The organism is Psychrobacter sp. H25, from assembly GCF_059076335.1.
The window spans coordinates 2,276,210-2,293,024 of the sequence record NZ_JCACRV010000001.1 but is presented as its reverse complement, the minus strand read 5'-3'; the positions used below and the strand labels follow the sequence as shown (position 1 = coordinate 2,293,024).

The following is a 16,815-nucleotide window of genomic DNA, read 5'->3' as shown; positions in this document are numbered from 1 at the left end:
ATAGCATTTTATGTGATGTATCTTTGTATTCTTGCGCGAATTAATAGGCGGTTTTATGCTAGCAAAACGTATTATTCCCTGTCTTGACGTAGACAATGGCCGCGTGGTCAAAGGGGTTCAGTTTGTTGATATCAAAGACGCTGGCGACCCTGTCGAAGTCGCCCGACGCTACAACGAACAAGGCGCTGATGAGATTACCTTTTTGGACATCACCGCGACCAATGACGAGCGCGACACCACGTATCATACCGTTGAGCGCATGGCTGAGACGGTATTTGTGCCACTCACCGTCGGCGGCGGCGTGCGAAAAATCGCTGATATTCGCAATTTGCTCAATGCAGGTGCGGACAAAGTCGCAATCAACTCAGCAGCAGTATTCACCCCTGAGTTCGTTGGTGAAGCCGCGCAAAAATTTGGTAACCAATGTATCGTTGTGGCCATCGATGCCAAACGTGTCGCTGATATCAACGTCGACGGTATTACCGTGCCGCGTTGGGAAATTTTTACCCATGGTGGTCGTAAGCCAACCGGTATTGATGCCGTTGCTTGGGCGAGCAAAATGGCCGAGCTGGGCGCTGGTGAATTGCTAGTCACTTCGATGGACGGTGATGGTACCAAAAAAGGCTATGACTTGGCACTCATGCAGCAGATCACCAGCCGGGTCAATGTACCTGTTATTGCCTCAGGTGGCGTCGGCAACCTACAGCACTTGGCAGAAGGCGTGCTAGAAGGTGGTGTCGATGCGGTACTTGCCGCCAGTATTTTTCACTTCGGTGAGTACACCGTGTTGGAGGCCAAGGAATACATGGCAGCGCAAGGTATACAGATGCGTCTATAGCACGTTCGTAAAATACAAATAAAACCCAAAAAAATGCTATCATAGTGCTAACCATTTATTTTCGTTCAATTAACTATGACAACGCCAAAATGATAGGCGACCGAGTTGATTGAACGTATTTGTATATTTAGCTATTTATTTACGTCTATATCTCAATTGAACGCTTTATTAAGCAAAGGATTTTTTATGTCGAACTTACAACAGCAGCGCAGCGATGTGACCCATATCGATGGCAACTTGCATCAAAATGCTGACGCTCGCATTGGCATCGTCGTTGGTCGTTTTAATGGTTTTGTCGTCGAGTCACTAGTTGATGGCGCAATCGACGCCCTACTCCGTCATGGTGTATTGGGTAGCAACATTACCGTTGTCCGTGTTCCTGGTGCATTTGAGTTGCCACTTGTTGCCCAGCGCGCGGCTGAATCAGATCGCTTTGACGCGATTGTGGCACTGGGTGCAATCATCCGTGGTAGCACGCCGCACTTTGATATTGTAGCCAGTGAGTCGGCCAAAGGTCTGAGCGCTGTGGCAATGGATTATAATATCCCTGTTGCCAACGGTATCATCACAACGGATAGCATCGAGCAAGCTATTGAGCGCTCTGGTACTAAAGCAGGCAATAAAGGCTCTGAAGCTGCGATGGTTGTGCTAGAAATGATTGCTGTTTTGTCACAGCTCGATATTGATGATATCGATGAAGCTTAAGCTTTGAAGCTAGAACGTACTGTTTTGACTGGTGCTGCTATTTGGTAATAGCAGTACCTTATAGCACGACGCCAGCTATCAACACACTGGCTATTTTTTGAATTTTCGCCGTATTTCTATACTCTTTATAAAACTGAATAAGCAAAGTAAGTACATATGCGTTCTGATAGTATTCTATCTCAACACACTCGAATCAATGCTTTGCTGATTTAGTTTTTGACTGGGTATCATCTCAAAAATTTAGGTACAGACCCCCTATGACTGACCAACTCAAGCGCGCTATCAGCGCTGCGAAAACCGCACAAGCCAACGAAGCTGAAGCTACCCGTATAGCGAGCAGTAGTGCAGGTGATCAAACCTTCGATATGAGTGAGTCTTCTTACAAGACCAGTCACACTGCTATCCGTAAGGCGCGCCGCTTTGCGATGCAAGGACTATACGAGTGGCTCGTCACCGACCGCCGCTTTGATGTCGATGGCAAGCTTGGCTGGAAAGACAATGCCCCACATGACATCGCTGCACGTACGCGTGCCACCAATGCCATGCACACTGTGCATATCGGCTACTATCACGAAATGATGCGTGATATTCCAGAGCAGATTGAAGCGCTAGACGCCCTTATTAGTCAACATCTCGATCGTGAGATTGACAAGTTAGACACCGTTGAGCACGCTATTTTGCTGATTGGTGCCTATGAGCTGCAAAACCGTATGGAAATTCCTTACAAAGTCGTGCTTGATGAAGCGATGAAGCTTAACAATCACTTTGGCGCGACTGATGCTCACAAATTGATTAATGCGGTACTGGACAAAATGGCTGTTGAAGTGCGCGCGCTTGAAGTGCAAGCAGATACCAAAGCTAACCTACGTACCTCACAAAAAGCAGCATCTAAGCAAGCTGAAACAGTGCTAGCAGACGATGTCGAATCAGCTACTCAAACTACAAACGCTGTCGATGAGGCACCAACTGCTTCAAACAAGCCGCGTATCAGTGCTAACAAGGCTAACGTCAAGCGCAGTAGTGCCAGTAAAGCCAGTGCCAATATCAGTGAATTTAAAGCAAATAAGAAAGCCACTGACGACACAAAAAGCAAAGACTAACCATGAACGAGTTTGAGCTGATTGAGCGTATATTTTTGCAAATGCAAGCTGACTATTTACCGTCAGATGCTATCAAAAAGGGTATCGAAAAAGGTATCGGTGATGATGCGGCGGTTATATCACTGCCAGTAGGAGCGCGCCTAGTCAGCTGTGTCGATACGCTGGTTCAAGGTCGCCATTTCCATGCTGACTTTGCACAAGTAAACAAGCTTGCGTTTGAAATCGGCTACAAAGCCGTCGCAGTTAATGTTTCAGATATTGCAGCAATGGGTGCCACCCCGCACAGTATCTTACTGGCATTGGCATTGCCCGAGCAATTGGCAAACAGTGACTGGCTCACTGTATTTGCCAAAGGTTTATTTCATGCCTGTCAACTGTTTGGGGTCACGCTAATTGGCGGTGATACCACCCGTAGCGAGCAATTGGTGATCAGTGTGAGTGCGCAAGGGTTGCTTGCCGCAGAGACACCAGCTATTTATCGCTCGGGAGCGCAAGTCGGTGATAAGGTCTATGTCTCAGGGACGCTTGGTGATGCTGCCTATGCATTAGAGTTCCCTGACAGCCCACAAGGCATAGAGCTGGCGCATCGCTTGCACATGCCGACGCCGCGTATCACTTTGGGTGCGGCACTGGCAAGCGCGGGCGCAACGGCGATGATCGATATCTCTGATGGTCTATACCAAGACCTTGGGCATATTTGTCAGCAGAGCGGTGTGAGTATGCAGCTTAACCTTGAGCAACTGCCTACTAGTGACTCGTTACGTTCAGTAGACTTATCTAAGCGCTTGTTGTGTCAGCTGGCAGGTGGAGATGATTATGAGCTGGCTTTTACTTTGCCTGCGCATATTGAGCCACCAGCTGGCAACACGCCTATCACTTGTATCGGGAAAGTGATTGCGCTAACAGAGTCAACAGCAACAGATAAAAACATATCTACAGCGTTACGTCCGGAACTGTTCTATAACCATCAGTCAGTGACGCCTACCCAACCTGCACCATTCTCTACATGGCCCAATATGACTGGCTACCAACACTTCACAGGCTAATATATGACTGATCATGACCTATCTAAGCCTGATATCCGTAAAGCAAATGACTGCCCACCACTGCCAGCAGGTGCCAGTATGCTTGATGCTATCGTTTATTGGCTTGGGCTAGGCTTAGGTAGCGGCATGCCCCGCCGTGCCCCTGGTACGTGGGGCACCGTTGGTGGTCTGATTGTGGGCGTGCCGCTCATGGCCTTGGGGTTTGTCCCTTTTTTAATATTAACTATTCTATCTTGTATTGTTGGTATCTGGATATGTGGACGGACGTCTGAGTTAATGCAGGTACACGATGATCCACATATTGTGTGGGACGAGTGGTCTGGTATGTGGATTACCTTGCTACCCCTATCCTATATTTTGTCCTATGTATTTCCTCCTTCTGTAGATGTCTTATCGATGATGATGTTGCCGACATTTTGGGGCTGGTTACCGGCAGCTTTTATCCTATTTCGTGTGTTTGATATTTTAAAGCCACCACCGATTGGCTGGGCAGACAAAAAAGTTGCTGGCGGTCTTGGGGTGATGTTAGATGACATCATTGCAGGCATCATGGCGGCCGTTATTTGGCTGATTATTTATACCGTTGCAGTCATGTTTTTTGCTTTCTGATAGCAGTATGTAAGAATATCTAGGATAGTCTTGGTATATTTACTGGTTTGATTTCGCTGAATTAAGCGAGGTATATTCGAGTTACAAAGCCTGCACGTCATATTTTATTTTCAAAAGGGATTTTGCGTTATAATCCAATATTATATTTTGTTACATTTGTAGGGTTATTATGACATCTCCTCTTTCTGTGATTATTTTAGCTGCCGGTAAAGGCACGCGTATGCAGTCTGCAAAACCAAAAGTATTGCAGACATTGGCTGGTAAATCATTGTTGGGTCACGTACTAGACACTTGCCATCAGCTCACTGTCGATGAAACGATTATCGTCCATGGGTTTGGCGGTGAGCAAGTGAAGTCGGAAATCACCAATCAATATACACAGTCATCAATCACTTGGGTTGCTCAAACTGAGCAATTAGGTACTGGTCATGCCGTCAAAGTGACGCTGTCTGCTCTGCCACAATCAGGGCAAAGCCTTGTTCTATATGGCGATGTACCATTGGTAAGCTGTCAGACGTTAGCCGCATTGAAAACTGCCAACACTGACGGTATGTCTATGTTAACCCTTACTGTTGATAATCCGTTTGGACTCGGTCGTATCAAGCGTGACCAAGCAGGTAATATTGAAGCTATCGTTGAGCAAAAAGATGCCAGTGCCGATGAGCAAAGCATCAAAGAAATCAACAGCGGTATCTATTGCGTGAATAATGCGCTATTGCATAAATATTTACCTGAACTCTCTAACGATAACGCCCAAAAAGAATACTATTTGACTGATATTGTCAAAATGGCAGTCGCTGATGGTATTACTATTCCGGCGATTGAGCCTGAGCATACGTTTGAGATTGAAGGCGTGAATAATCGCCAACAACTTGCCAGCCTAGAACGCACGTGGCAGCGCAAGTTAGTCGCTGATTTACAAGAAGCAGGTGTACAGTTTGCTGATCCTACCCGTGTTGATATTCGTGGGTCTCTAACCGCTGGTCAAGATGTGTTTGTAGATGTTGGCGTAGTATTCGAGGGTGATTGTGTTTTAGGTAATAACGTCTATATCGAAGCTGGCTGTGTGATTAAACATGCCACTATCGGTAATGCCTGCCATATCAAACCTTACTGCGTGATCGATCATGCTGATGTTGGTGCTGGTGTCGATGTAGGGCCTTTTGCCCATCTGCGTCCTGAGACGGTATTGGCTGATAATAGCAAAATCGGTAACTTTGTAGAAATTAAGAAATCGACAATCGGTCATGGCAGTAAAGTAAACCATTTGAGTTACGTAGGTGATGCAACTATTGGTACAGGCGTTAATATCGGTGCTGGTGTCATTACCTGTAATTATGATGGTGCCAATAAATCGCAGACCATTATCCAAGACAACGCTTTTATTGGTTCCAATGCTAGCTTGGTTGCGCCTGTGACGATTGGTAATACTGCGACTGTGGCGGCAGGTTCTGTGGTTACCAAAGATGTTGATAACAATGCTTTGGCCTTTGGCCGTGCGCGTCAGGTGCAAAAAAATGACTTTCAGCGTCCGACGAAGAAGTAGCCAGCTCGTTGCTAGTGTGATCAATGACCATCACTCTTGAGCAACCCTAAGCAGTACTTCAATCGTTGTGGTACTGCTTCATCGTATTTATAAACTGATGCGCTAATTGATGACCAGAGTAATGAATCAGTCGCTAGTCTTTTTATTTTATACCCTCCTATATTGAACTACTAAAAATTGAATTTAAGGAATAGCCATGTGTGGAATTGTAGGCGCAGTCGCTGAGCGAAATATTGCCAATATCTTACTTGAAGGCTTGAAGCGTTTAGAATATCGCGGCTATGACTCAGCTGGTCTGACGGTTATTCGTGATGGTGAGCTACACCGCGAGCGTCAAGTAGGTAAAGTAAAAGCGCTAGTCGATGCTGTCGCCGTCAATCCAGAGTTCTTTGATGGCTATATCGGTATTGCTCATACACGCTGGGCCACCCACGGTGAACCAGCACAGCGCAATGCACACCCACATGTATCAGGCAAAATTGCTGTTGTACATAACGGCATCGTCGAAAACTATGCTGAGCTAAAAGAAGAACTGCTGGCTAAAGGTTATGAGTTTACTTCACAGACAGATACTGAAGTGGTGGCGCATTTAATCCATGATATCTATAAACAAACGCCTGACTTGTTAGAAGCTGTCCGTACTATCATCCCATTACTACATGGTGCCTTTGCTTTGGGTATCGTACATGTAGATTGCCCAGATGAGCTTATCACTGTACGTCTAGGCTCACCTTTGGTCATTGGCGTCGGTATTGGCGAGAATTTTATCGCCTCAGATCAGCTGGCTCTATTGCCAGTGACCAACCGCTTTATGTATCTAGAAGAAGGCGATATTGCTAGATTGACTCGCAATAGCATTCAGGTTTACGCAGATGGCGTTGAGGTCCAACGTCAAGTACATGAAATTGATGCCACTCAGCATAATGCAGATAAAGGCGAGTTCAAGCACTATATGCTTAAAGAAATCTATGAGCAGCCAGATGCTGTCGGTCGTACTATTGAGATGGCCTTAGATAATGGCGAAACCACTAAACTACGCGATGATTTTTTGCAGCGTCATGAGACAAAGCTATCAGGTATCCGTAATGTCCAAGTCATCGCTTGTGGTACCAGTTATCATGCTGGTATGGTCGCAAAGTACTGGTTCGAGAGCCTTATTCGTATCCCTTGTTCAGTCGAAGTGGCAAGCGAGTTCCGTTACCGTAACCCTGTCGTCGTCGATAATACTCTGGTTATCTGTATCTCTCAGTCGGGTGAAACGGCTGATACCTTATCTGCACTACGCGATATTCAAAAGCAAGCGCCTGTAGGCTTAGTTAGCTTAGCGCTGTGCAACGTACCGACCTCATCACTGGTACGCGAGACAGATATATTCCTGCCGACACTAGCAGGTCCTGAAATTGGCGTTGCTTCAACCAAAGCATTTACCACGCAGCTGGTCGCACTGATGCTACTAATACTTAAAGTGGGTGCTACTCAGCAACGTATGACCGATGAGCACTTGAATACCCTACTTGGAGAACTACAGAAGTTGCCGGGACAACTACACGCCAGTCTCAGTCTGGATGGTCCTATCCAAGCCATGAGCGAGCATTTTGAAGATAAGAAGAGCTGTCTGTTTTTGGGACGTGGTCTACAGTTCCCAATTGCTTTAGAGGGCGCGTTGAAACTAAAAGAGATCTCTTATATTCATGCCGAAGGCTATGCAGCAGGTGAGCTCAAGCACGGACCATTGGCACTGGTAGACAAAGATATGCCAATCGTCGTATTGGCACCCAAAGACAGTATGTTTGATAAATTAAAAGCCAACATGCAAGAAGTGCATGCGCGTCATGGTGAGCTATTCGTCTTTGCTAGTGAAGCCAGTCAAATGGTAGCAGAGGACAGACTGCATTTGGTAAATGTGCCTGACGTTTGCGAGGCCCTAGCCCCTATCGTCTACAGTGTACCCGTACAGTTGCTGTCGTACCATGTAGCAGTGATGCGTGGCACTGATGTCGATCAACCACGCAATTTGGCCAAGTCAGTGACGGTTGAGTAGTATAACCTATTGATTTTTAATTTATTATTACTTAATAGTCACCTATTATACTGAAGAATCACCAACCATTCTATGATGCATCACTAAATCCTTCGCCATCTACTACTGACAAGATGACGAAGGGTTTTTTTTGAATAACGAAATAAGAAACTATGCATCATTCATATGACTATAGTTTCTACTATATAGGTACTGAACGCATGGATACTGAGAGTGAAAGCACTAACCAAATAGACATTATCTATGAAGATGAGCACCTAGTGGCAATTAACAAAGAAGCCGGGCTGCTAGTACATCGTAGCTGGCTGGATAAAGGCGAAACACGCTTTGCTATGCAGCTGACCCGTGATGCGGTCGGTTGCCATGTGTTTCCGGTGCATCGTTTAGACAAACCGACTTCGGGCGTGCTTTTGTTTGCCAAAAGCTCAGCCGTAGCGCGCACCTTGACCGAGGCATTTACTGAACGCAAGGTTACCAAGCAATATATAGCCGTGGTGCGCGGCTTCATGCCAGAGCACGGCACGATTGATTATGCGCTCAGCTTTAAGCCTGATGCCATCGCTGATAAACTCGCCAACTTAGACAAGCCCGCTCAAGAGGCGGTGACCCACTGGCAAAGCTTGGCAAAAATCGAGCTGCCGTTTGCAGTGTCAAAAAAGCATCCCACCAGCCGCTATAGCCTTGTGCGCCTGACACCTGAGACGGGACGCAAGCATCAGCTGCGTCGGCACATGAGACATGTATTTCATCATATCGTGGGTGATACCAGCCACGGTGATATACGGCACACACGATTTTTTCGCACTCACTATGACTGTACGCGCATGCTATTACATGCTCAGACATTGGCGCTCAGTCATCCCGTCACTGGTGAGCCATTACTCCTAAAAGCAGGCTTGGACGATCAATGGATGCGCATCCTAAAAGCGTTTTCTTGGGTAGAGAGTCTTGAATCTCAGATGCATTAAGATTTTTTGGTGCTGTTGCTTCATAGAAGTAACGACCCCGATACTACTCGTAAAGGCTCAATGCGCTAACAATGGCTCATCAATTCGAGCATTTTGCTCTGACAGAATATATTATTTCTCTAAACCCTACTTTCTTTTAAGACTCTGATTGATGACTAAAAGGTCGAACAAAAGACCAGATTATTTAACTCAGTCTTTGAGCAGCTACTAGCGCAACTTTTCCAATGAAATGGCAAGTATTTAGCTAATTAGAGCTTGTAAACTCACTTGTGTTATACCTACTCTAATAGAGCGAGTTATTGATCAAGTTACAACCTATTTTGTAAGGTCATTACGCTATAAACGTTACGCAGCCCTTATTTTTTCAAAATCTCTAATAATTCCAAACTCTTAATCATCTATTTCGAAAGATATATTTTGCGCTTGAAGTTTACTAATACAGGCCTCTATTTTGAAATAGCGGCATCAGAGCGTATGCTGAGGAAACAGCTAGTAGTAACTTAATCTTAGCTAAATAACATGACAGTTCACTAAAGGTAATTGCCCCATTCAGCATCTTTCTCTATAATCTCAACGAGATTAATTTTAAAGAACGAACAATGGTTTTTAAGTACCTAAAAGCGCTTTTCTCTTATAATAGAAGAGAATCTTATCTTGGCGAAAGCTTGACTATAGCTGCTAAATCGTATCAAAAAGCAGCTGAACAAGGTCATGCTATCTCCCAGTATCATCTTGGTTTACTTTACCAAGAAGGGCAAGATATGCGTCAAGACTTGACTGCGGCTATCAGTTGGTACCAAAAGGCCGCTGAGCAAGGTCATGTCACCTCCCAATATAATCTTGGTTTGCTTTATGAAGATGGTAAAGGCATTCGTCGAGATTTGGCTACAGCTTTCAGTTGGTATCAAAAGGCCGCTGGGCAAGGTCATCTCATCTCCCAGTATCATCTTGGTTTGCTTTATGAAGAAGGTAAAGGTATTCGTCGAGATTTGGCTACGGCTATCAATTGGTATCAAAAGGCTGCTGAGCAAGGTTATATTATTGCCCAGTATCACCTTGGTTTGCTTTATGAAGAAGGTAAAGGTACTAGTCAAGATTTGACTACCGCTATCAGTTGGTACAAAAAGGCCGCTAAACAAGGTCATGTCACCTCTCAGTATCACCTTGGTTCACTTTACGAAAATGAGAAAGGTACTAGTCAAGATTTGACTACCGCTATCAGTTGGTACAAAAAGGCTGCTGAGCAAGGTTATATCATTGCCCAATATCATCTTGGTTCACTTTATGAAGATGGGAAAGGTACTAGTCAAGACTTAACTAGGGCTATCAGTTGGTACAAAAAGGCCGCTAAACAAGGTCATGTAACCTCTCAGTATCATCTTGGTTTGCTTTACCAAGAGGGCAAAGGTGTTCATCAAGATTTGGCTACCGCTATCAGTTGGTACCAAAAGGCCGCTGAGCAGGATCATACTATTGCCCAATATCATCTTGGTTCACTTTACGAAGAAGGTAATGGCGTTCGTCAAAACAAGTCTCAAGCAAAAGAATGGTTTGGTAAGGCTTGTGATAGTGGTGGTCAAAATGGGTGCGATAAATATCGCATACTAAACGAAGCAGGTTACTGATCTTGTTCATTTGATATAAAAACCTCTCAATATAGTTTATGTGTACAAACAAAATATCAAAAAATACCGATCAGTTAAAAACCTGATCACTTAGATTATTAGAATTAATCTATGAGTCTGTTGCAAGCATATCCTAGCCAATTAACTCTCTCCCCTCCAGCATATATGTAGACTACTTAAAAAATCTCACTAAACTATGCATGGCTCGCAGCATTAGGCACTATCATCTTGTTCATGAGCTTTATCCTTTAGACACACCACTCCAAACCCTCAAAATAATCCTTTATACAGAAAGTAAAACCCTACAATAGTCAGCAGCACTGCAAAGCATTTTTTTAGTAGCGCTGGTGATAAGATATGCGCGACTTTTGCGCCCAGCTTGGCGGTAAAAAAGCTCATGATACTGATACCCGAAAAGGCATAGATATGCACAAAGCCAATCGCATTAGGTACATTGATATTGGCCTGCATCCCAAAAATCATAAAACCAAGCGCGCCTGCGATGGCAATCGGCAGACCGCAGGCAGCGGACGTGCCTACCGCTTTTTGCATCACCACACCGTAACGTGTGAGATAGGGCACCGTTAAACTTCCACCGCCAATACCAAAAATAGCGGAGGCAATACCAATACCCGCGCCTGCTGCCAGTTGCTTCGGTTTTGATGGCAACGCGGCATCGGTATGCTGGGCGCTGTTGTTTGTTTTCTTTTTTCCGCCCCTAAACATCTTATAGGCAACCCACAGCAAAAACACACCTACAATCAGCTGAAGGTACAATCCTGATATCTGCCCTGCAATCCCTGCCCCCAAAAAGCAGCCGATGGCTAAACCTGGGGTTAGGTTTTTAAAGACCGGCCACATAACCCCGCCCTTTTTGTTGTGCGCCATGAGCGAGCTGATAGAGGTGACAATGATAGTGGCAAGCGAGGTGCCCAGCGCCAGATGCATTACATTATCAGGGTTGTAGTCTATTTGAGTAAAAACGATAAATAATAGCGGCACGATGATGGTACCGCCGCCGACGCCGAACAGCCCCGCTGCAAACCCTGCCAGCGCTCCAATGATTAAAAAAATTATAAGTTCCACAGAATCGTTACTTTTGGTTGGAGGATAGAAAGATACGGTTAAGCCATATCAATTTGACGGACTTGACCGACTGGATGATAGCGACGGTTGAAGTAGACCAGACTCTCGCCTGACCCATTTCCACCCTCAGCATGTCTGTCAGTTTGGCTAATCGCGACGACGCGGCATATAAAGATGCTATGCGTACCCACCGCTTGTACTTGCTCAATCTCACAATCAAAGCTCACCAGCGCATCGTCTAACACAGGCGCACCCGTGATCAAAGTATGCCATGCGCCATGGGTAAAGCGCTCATCTGAGTCAAGCTTGGAGGCAAAGACATTAGATAGGTGCTCATGATGTGCGCCAAGCACATTGACGCTCAGGACGTTGTTATCCACAAAATGCGTGTGCGAGCGCGAGGATTGGTTCATACACACCAGCAAGGTCGGCGGGCTATCGCTGACACTGCACACCGCCGAGGCGGTAAACCCATGCTCGCCTGCCGCGCCTGCGGTAGTGACCACGTTGACTGCCGTCGTCAGCAGTGACATGGCGTCTCTAAAATTGCTTGCTTCACTCATCACTCACACCCCAAATTTGGATTATTACTAATCTCTCGTTAGCCTACTAGTTCTTGACGAACGATGTCTGCGCCTGCGCTTAATGCTTGTAATTTGCCTTTTGCCACTTGGCGCGACAACGGTGCCATGCCACAGTTGGTTGAAGGATAGAGCTTGTCGGCATCGACAAATTGTAGCGCTTTACGTAAGGTATCTGCGACCGCCTCAGGCGTCTCGATGTCATTGGTCGCCACATCAATCGCACCAACCATGACCTTTTTACCACGAATCAGTTCAATCAAGTCCATCGGTACGCGCGAGTTCTGACACTCAAGTGACACGATATCGATTTTAGACTGCTGCAATTTGGGAAAGGCTTTTTCGTATTGACGCCACTCTGAGCCGAGCGTTTTTTTCCAATCGTTATTGGCCTTAATGCCGTAGCCATAGCAGATGTGTACCGCCGTTTCGCACTTTAGCCCTTCAATTGCACGCTCAAGCGTGGCAATGCCCCAATCGTTGACGTCATCGAAGAACACATTAAACGCAGGCTCATCAAACTGAATGATATCCACGCCCGCCGCTTCTAGCTCTTTAGCTTCTTGATTGAGGATGGTAGCAAATTCCCACGCCAGCTTTTCGCGGCTCTTATAATGACTGTCGTACAACGTATCAATCATGGTCATCGGCCCAGGCAGCGCCCATTTGATCGGCTTGTCAGTGTGCTGACGTAAAAACTTGGCATCATCAACGAACACAGACTTTTGGCGGCTCACGCCGCTCACAACCGTTGGCACACTGGCATCATAGCGATTGCGGATACGCACGGTCTCGCGCTGATTAAAATCCACGCCGTCTAAATGCTCAATAAAGGTGGTGACAAAGTGCTGACGGGTTTGCTCGCCATCACTGACGATATCAATCCCTGCCTGTACCTGCTCTTGTAGCGACACCAATAGCGCATCTTGCTTGGCTTGGATTAAATCCTCACCGTCCAGCTGCCATGGTGACCAAATTTTTTCAGGTTCCGCCAGCCAAGTGGGTTTGGGTAAGCTGCCAGCAGTTGAGGTTGGTAGTAATACTGTCATATTGCTTCTTCTTTTGTATTGGTCTTTTATTAGTTTTTTCATGACGTGATCAATTAGGCAGCATGCTGTTTAGGCAGTGCCTCTTTCACAGAGTAACTGGCCGCCCATGTCTCAAGAATATCCTGATAAGGCTTGATAAAATGTGTTTCGGTGAACTTGCCTTGGGTCACTGCCATTTGGCTACGCTCTGCACGATCATATACGATCTGGGTCAATGAATAATCTTGGTAGTTCAAGCTTGGCTGATACACTTCCCCAGCGCTCGAGTTGGCATTATAAATCTCAGGACGATAGATCTTTTGAAAGGTCTCCATGGTACTGATCGCGCTTATGAGCTCAAGATCGGTATAGTCGCTGAGTAAGTCACCTGCAAAATAAAACGCTAACGGTGCGACGCTACCTTCAGGCTTAAAATATCGCACAACTAAGCCCATCTTGTGAAAATAGTCGTCGGTGAGCGAGTATTCATCTTGCTTGTACTCGACACCCAATACCGGATGTTGGTTGTTGGTACGATGATAGGTTTTGCTTGTCGACACACTCAGGCAAATCACAGGCTGCTTATCAAAATTGGCTTTATAGGCATCTGAGTTCAATAGGTACTGAAACAGCTTGCCATGCAAGTCACCAAAGTGCTCTGGTGGCGATGACGTTGGGTTTTTATCGAAATGATCTAATAGCACGACGCTAAAATCATAATCGCGCACATATGATGAAAAGCTATTACCAATCATACCGTTGATGCGTTTGTTTTCTTTGTGGTCAATAATCGTTGTTTTGAGTGTTTCAATGACAGGAAAAGCATCGCCATTGCCTTCGATATCCATATCTACAGAGATGATATCAATCTCAACAGAATAACGATCTGCTGTAGGATTGTCCCAATGCGCAAGGGTATTAAAACGGTTGTTAATCATCGTCAACGTTTTGCGTAGGTTATCCTCGCGCTGCTCTCCGCGTGCTAAGTTGGCAAAATTTGTCGTCAGTCGTGTATTGTCAGCAGGATGATAGTTTTCATCAAAACGAATGCTTTTAATCGAACAGCTAAACTCTTTACTCATAATGATTCACCACTTTCATATTTAAAATAGAACAAAATATCGTTATGGGTGAATCATACTCAAAACTTTACATGAATAAAAACGATACTATTTTAATATAAGATGAATTTTATTCATCTTTCACATAGATCTGGAATTAGATATAGATTGATAAGAGCATTTTTAACTATCGCTATAAAAAATCTAAGTCTGCAAAAAACTGAGAAGTGATGGCGGCGATCGACAAATGGGATAGAAAGGATAGAGAGCGATGTCTGATTAGAAATTGTGGACGAGTGATACCGTACTGTGATCCAAAGATTTTAAAGAAGGTAGAATTGTCACAAGTGAAAAATCAAAACGATATGATATATTCAAGACTCTAAATCAGTACCTAAACATGACTAATTTCTCGCAAGGTATACTACATAAAACAGCAAAGTAATCTTAGCAGTCTTATTTTACCTAGAGCCATTTTTTGATAGCATCAAGCACTGCTACGAGTACAAGACAAAAAAATAGTAGCGATACGTCATCTATTAAATGACCTATCGCTACTATGTTTAGAGCTCTCTATCTTTAGAGTAATGTCCTTAGAAGCTATTCTCTTTCCAATACCACTCTGTAGCGAGCATTACCACTTTCTAGGCGCTCAAACGCTTCGTTTATTTCAGACATTTTGTAAGTCTCAGTCACTGGTTGGATTTTGTGTCGCGCCGCGAAATCTAACATTTTGCGCAGCGTCGATGGTGAGCCAACTGGTGAGCCTGATAGGCTTTTTTGCGCCATAATCATCGGTGCAGCTGATATCTCTAGTGGTGCTTCTAATATACCAACAAAGTGTAGTTTACCCTTTGGCTTCAAGGTCTGAACAACCAGATCCCAATTCATATCGACGTTTACTGTTGAGATGATCAAATCAAAAGAACCCGCGACTTTTTCGATTTCGCTATCATTTCGTGAGTTCAATGAGTGGTGAGCACCCATCTCTTTTGCTTCTTCTAGTTTCGACTCACTGGTAAACGCGGTCACTTCACAGCCCCATGCATTGGCAAACTGCAACGCAAGGTGACCTAAGCCACCAATACCGATTACGGCTACTCTTGAGGTTGGTGTGATACCGTACTCTATAAGTGGGTTAAACACGGTGACACCGCCGCATAATAGTGGTCCCACTGCATTAAAATCTAGGCCTTCAGGAACCTTTATGACGCTGGTATCTTTTGCGCGCACTTTGTCTGCAAAGCCGCCATGGTTACCAATAATCGTACCTTCTTGCTCAGGACATAGGTTATGGTCGCCATCGATACATAAATCACAAACGTTACAGTACCCTTTATGCCAGCCAAGGCCGACTTTATCACCTAGCTCCAGGTGCTTAACATGTTTCCCCTTATTAAGGACTTTACCTGCAACTTCATGTCCGCCAACAAACGGGTATTGGGTCATACCCCACTCGTTTTGCCACATTGATAGATCACTGTGACAGATACCGCAGCTGTGTACTTCGATTTCTACTTCATGGTCGCCTAAAGTACCTGGGTCATACTCATAGGGCTCAAATTTGCCACCTTTCTCTTTTGCTGCATATGCATTAATCATCGTTATTCCTCATTTTTAGTCATTGTAAGAGTTAAATTTTTGGTCGTTGTGATTGTTGATTTATAGTTCTATTGGCTATTGGGACATCAAATGCATTGTTAAGGTCAGGCGTCATCGAGGTATCAACATCACTGAAATATCTATCGACCCGACATAGAAAGCATTTTGAATAGAGACGTTTTATATTGCAGCATCTTAAACAAAATCGCCTTTGATAAATCCAATTGAGCGGGCTTCCAATTGAGCGGACTATAGCAAAGACTAATGCTATTACACCATCACCTTTAACAAATTAGGACCAACCTCATACACAGTCTCATACTTAAAGGGCTGAGCACAGCTACTACTAACGCTTTGCGGCTTCAATCTGAATATTCAGCTGCACTTCGCTGGTGATACCTAATAGCGTATATTTACTAATACCCCATTTTGTTCGATCGATGGTTGTGGTGAAATCGCCACCGCAGACTGGCTTTTTGAGTATCGGGTTTAGGTAACAATTGAACTTAGTCGCTGTTAATGTAACAGGGTTAGTCTTGCCATGTAGCGTCAACATCCCATCGATTTTGCTGACGTTTGAGCCACTATCATCGGTCGAAAAGTACCATTTAGTAGACTCAAATTGCGCTAATGGAAACTGCTTAACATCAAAAAAATCTGCGCTTTTGAGTGCGATATCAAACCCTTTATCTCCTGTATTTAAGCTGTTCAGAGGAATAACCAACGAGATATTACCAGTTTTGGCAGCTGCGTTATAGTCCAGCTGTCCAGTTAGATTATAGAACCCGCCTGTGTTGGTTGAGGTATTAAAGTGGTCAATAGCAAAACGTACATTGGTATGAGTAGGGTCAATATCATAAATCACCGCATGGCTGCTAGTGAGACCTAACATGCCTATACATACAGCTGGTAGAAGCTTGCGAGTGGGCAGCATGATTGCCGCAAGAGACATTCGATTCATAATAACATTCCTTTGTGA

The 16,815-nt window shown here is 44.9% G+C and carries 15 protein-coding genes; 9 read left to right on the top strand and 6 right to left on the bottom strand.

The genetic code is table 11. From position 1 onward, the window contains the following. Positions 1-55 precede the first annotated feature (55 nt). The 9 genes from hisF (at position 56) to AC5JPO_RS09260 (ending at position 10,478) form a co-directional block, all read left to right on the top strand. Positions 56-838: an imidazole glycerol phosphate synthase subunit HisF gene (gene hisF / locus AC5JPO_RS09300; RefSeq protein WP_347163512.1), complete on the top strand. Its 783-nt coding sequence runs from the start codon at positions 56-58 to the stop codon at positions 836-838. A gap of 186 nt (positions 839-1,024) precedes the next feature. Next, the gene (gene ribH, locus AC5JPO_RS09295) at positions 1,025-1,543 is read left to right on the top strand and encodes a 6,7-dimethyl-8-ribityllumazine synthase (protein WP_319052082.1); all 519 of its coding nucleotides are present in this window, start codon (positions 1,025-1,027) and stop codon (positions 1,541-1,543) included. A 257-nt stretch (positions 1,544-1,800) separates the two neighbouring features. Further along, positions 1,801-2,643 carry a transcription antitermination factor NusB gene (gene nusB, locus AC5JPO_RS09290; protein ID WP_443526768.1) on the top strand — a complete coding sequence of 281 codons (843 nt, stop codon included), beginning with the start codon at positions 1,801-1,803 and terminating at the stop codon, positions 2,641-2,643. A gap of 2 nt (positions 2,644-2,645) precedes the next feature. Then, the gene (gene thiL / locus AC5JPO_RS09285; protein ID WP_443526770.1) at positions 2,646-3,689 is read left to right on the top strand and encodes a thiamine-phosphate kinase; all 1,044 of its coding nucleotides are present in this window, start codon (positions 2,646-2,648) and stop codon (positions 3,687-3,689) included. A 3-nt stretch (positions 3,690-3,692) separates the two neighbouring features. After that, positions 3,693-4,298 (top strand): phosphatidylglycerophosphatase A family protein, encoded by a 606-nt coding sequence (locus AC5JPO_RS09280; RefSeq protein WP_443526771.1) that lies wholly within the window; start codon positions 3,693-3,695, stop codon positions 4,296-4,298. Positions 4,299-4,467: 169 nt separating this feature from the next. After that, on the top strand, positions 4,468-5,844 hold the full coding sequence (gene glmU / locus AC5JPO_RS09275) for a bifunctional UDP-N-acetylglucosamine diphosphorylase/glucosamine-1-phosphate N-acetyltransferase GlmU (protein WP_443526772.1): 1,377 nt from the start codon (positions 4,468-4,470) through the stop codon (positions 5,842-5,844). A gap of 196 nt (positions 5,845-6,040) precedes the next feature. Then, positions 6,041-7,885: a glutamine--fructose-6-phosphate transaminase (isomerizing) gene (gene glmS / locus AC5JPO_RS09270; RefSeq protein ID WP_443526774.1), complete on the top strand. Its 1,845-nt coding sequence runs from the start codon at positions 6,041-6,043 to the stop codon at positions 7,883-7,885. A 200-nt stretch (positions 7,886-8,085) separates the two neighbouring features. After that, positions 8,086-8,853, top strand: a complete 768-nt coding sequence (truC, locus tag AC5JPO_RS09265) for a tRNA pseudouridine(65) synthase TruC (protein WP_443526776.1) — start codon at positions 8,086-8,088, stop codon at positions 8,851-8,853. Between the two features lie 665 nt (positions 8,854-9,518). Then, a complete protein-coding gene (locus tag AC5JPO_RS09260; protein ID WP_493852327.1) occupies positions 9,519-10,478 on the top strand; it encodes an SEL1-like repeat protein in 960 nt (319 codons plus the stop codon). Positions 10,479-10,748: 270 nt separating this feature from the next. Here AC5JPO_RS09260 and AC5JPO_RS09255 read toward each other — a convergent pair whose 3' ends face one another. The 6 genes from AC5JPO_RS09255 to AC5JPO_RS09230 all read right to left on the bottom strand — a co-directional run bounded on the left by AC5JPO_RS09255 (position 10,749) and on the right by AC5JPO_RS09230 (position 16,797). Further along, positions 10,749-11,564, bottom strand: a complete 816-nt coding sequence (locus AC5JPO_RS09255) for a sulfite exporter TauE/SafE family protein (protein WP_443526780.1) — start codon at positions 11,562-11,564, stop codon at positions 10,749-10,751. Positions 11,565-11,602: 38 nt separating this feature from the next. Continuing rightward, positions 11,603-12,127 (bottom strand): flavin reductase, encoded by a 525-nt coding sequence (locus AC5JPO_RS09250; RefSeq protein ID WP_443526781.1) that lies wholly within the window; start codon positions 12,125-12,127, stop codon positions 11,603-11,605. A gap of 38 nt (positions 12,128-12,165) precedes the next feature. Continuing rightward, positions 12,166-13,194, bottom strand: coding sequence for a methionine synthase (locus AC5JPO_RS09245; RefSeq protein ID WP_443526782.1), 1,029 nt, complete (start codon positions 13,192-13,194; stop codon positions 12,166-12,168). A 53-nt stretch (positions 13,195-13,247) separates the two neighbouring features. Then, positions 13,248-14,255 carry a DUF1852 domain-containing protein gene (locus AC5JPO_RS09240; protein WP_443526783.1) on the bottom strand — a complete coding sequence of 336 codons (1,008 nt, stop codon included), beginning with the start codon at positions 14,253-14,255 and terminating at the stop codon, positions 13,248-13,250. A 579-nt stretch (positions 14,256-14,834) separates the two neighbouring features. Beyond that, positions 14,835-15,836, bottom strand: coding sequence for an NADPH-dependent aldehyde reductase Ahr (gene ahr, locus AC5JPO_RS09235; protein WP_443526785.1), 1,002 nt, complete (start codon positions 15,834-15,836; stop codon positions 14,835-14,837). A 346-nt stretch (positions 15,837-16,182) separates the two neighbouring features. Beyond that, positions 16,183-16,797 carry a YceI family protein gene (locus AC5JPO_RS09230; protein WP_443526787.1) on the bottom strand — a complete coding sequence of 205 codons (615 nt, stop codon included), beginning with the start codon at positions 16,795-16,797 and terminating at the stop codon, positions 16,183-16,185. Between the last annotated feature and the right edge of the window lie 18 nt (positions 16,798-16,815).

Bases quoted from the DNA above. Each gene is read 5' to 3' on its own strand.
- AC5JPO_RS09230 (WP_443526787.1), bottom strand. From the start codon at position 16,797: ATGAATCGAATGTCTCTTGCGGCAATCATGCTGCCCACTCGCAAGCTT.
- ahr (WP_443526785.1), bottom strand. From the start codon at position 15,836: ATGATTAATGCATATGCAGCAAAAGAGAAAGGTGGCAAATTTGAGCCC.
- thiL (WP_443526770.1), top strand. From the start codon at position 2,646: ATGAACGAGTTTGAGCTGATTGAGCGTATATTTTTGCAAATGCAAGCT.
- nusB (WP_443526768.1), top strand. From the start codon at position 1,801: ATGACTGACCAACTCAAGCGCGCTATCAGCGCTGCGAAAACCGCACAA.
- glmU (WP_443526772.1), top strand. From the start codon at position 4,468: ATGACATCTCCTCTTTCTGTGATTATTTTAGCTGCCGGTAAAGGCACG.
- AC5JPO_RS09280 (WP_443526771.1), top strand. From the start codon at position 3,693: ATGACTGATCATGACCTATCTAAGCCTGATATCCGTAAAGCAAATGAC.
- AC5JPO_RS09240 (WP_443526783.1), bottom strand. From the start codon at position 14,255: ATGAGTAAAGAGTTTAGCTGTTCGATTAAAAGCATTCGTTTTGATGAA.
- glmS (WP_443526774.1), top strand. From the start codon at position 6,041: ATGTGTGGAATTGTAGGCGCAGTCGCTGAGCGAAATATTGCCAATATC.
- ribH (WP_319052082.1), top strand. From the start codon at position 1,025: ATGTCGAACTTACAACAGCAGCGCAGCGATGTGACCCATATCGATGGC.
- AC5JPO_RS09245 (WP_443526782.1), bottom strand. From the start codon at position 13,194: ATGACAGTATTACTACCAACCTCAACTGCTGGCAGCTTACCCAAACCC.
- truC (WP_443526776.1), top strand. From the start codon at position 8,086: ATGGATACTGAGAGTGAAAGCACTAACCAAATAGACATTATCTATGAA.
- AC5JPO_RS09250 (WP_443526781.1), bottom strand. From the start codon at position 12,127: ATGAGTGAAGCAAGCAATTTTAGAGACGCCATGTCACTGCTGACGACG.
- hisF (WP_347163512.1), top strand. From the start codon at position 56: ATGCTAGCAAAACGTATTATTCCCTGTCTTGACGTAGACAATGGCCGC.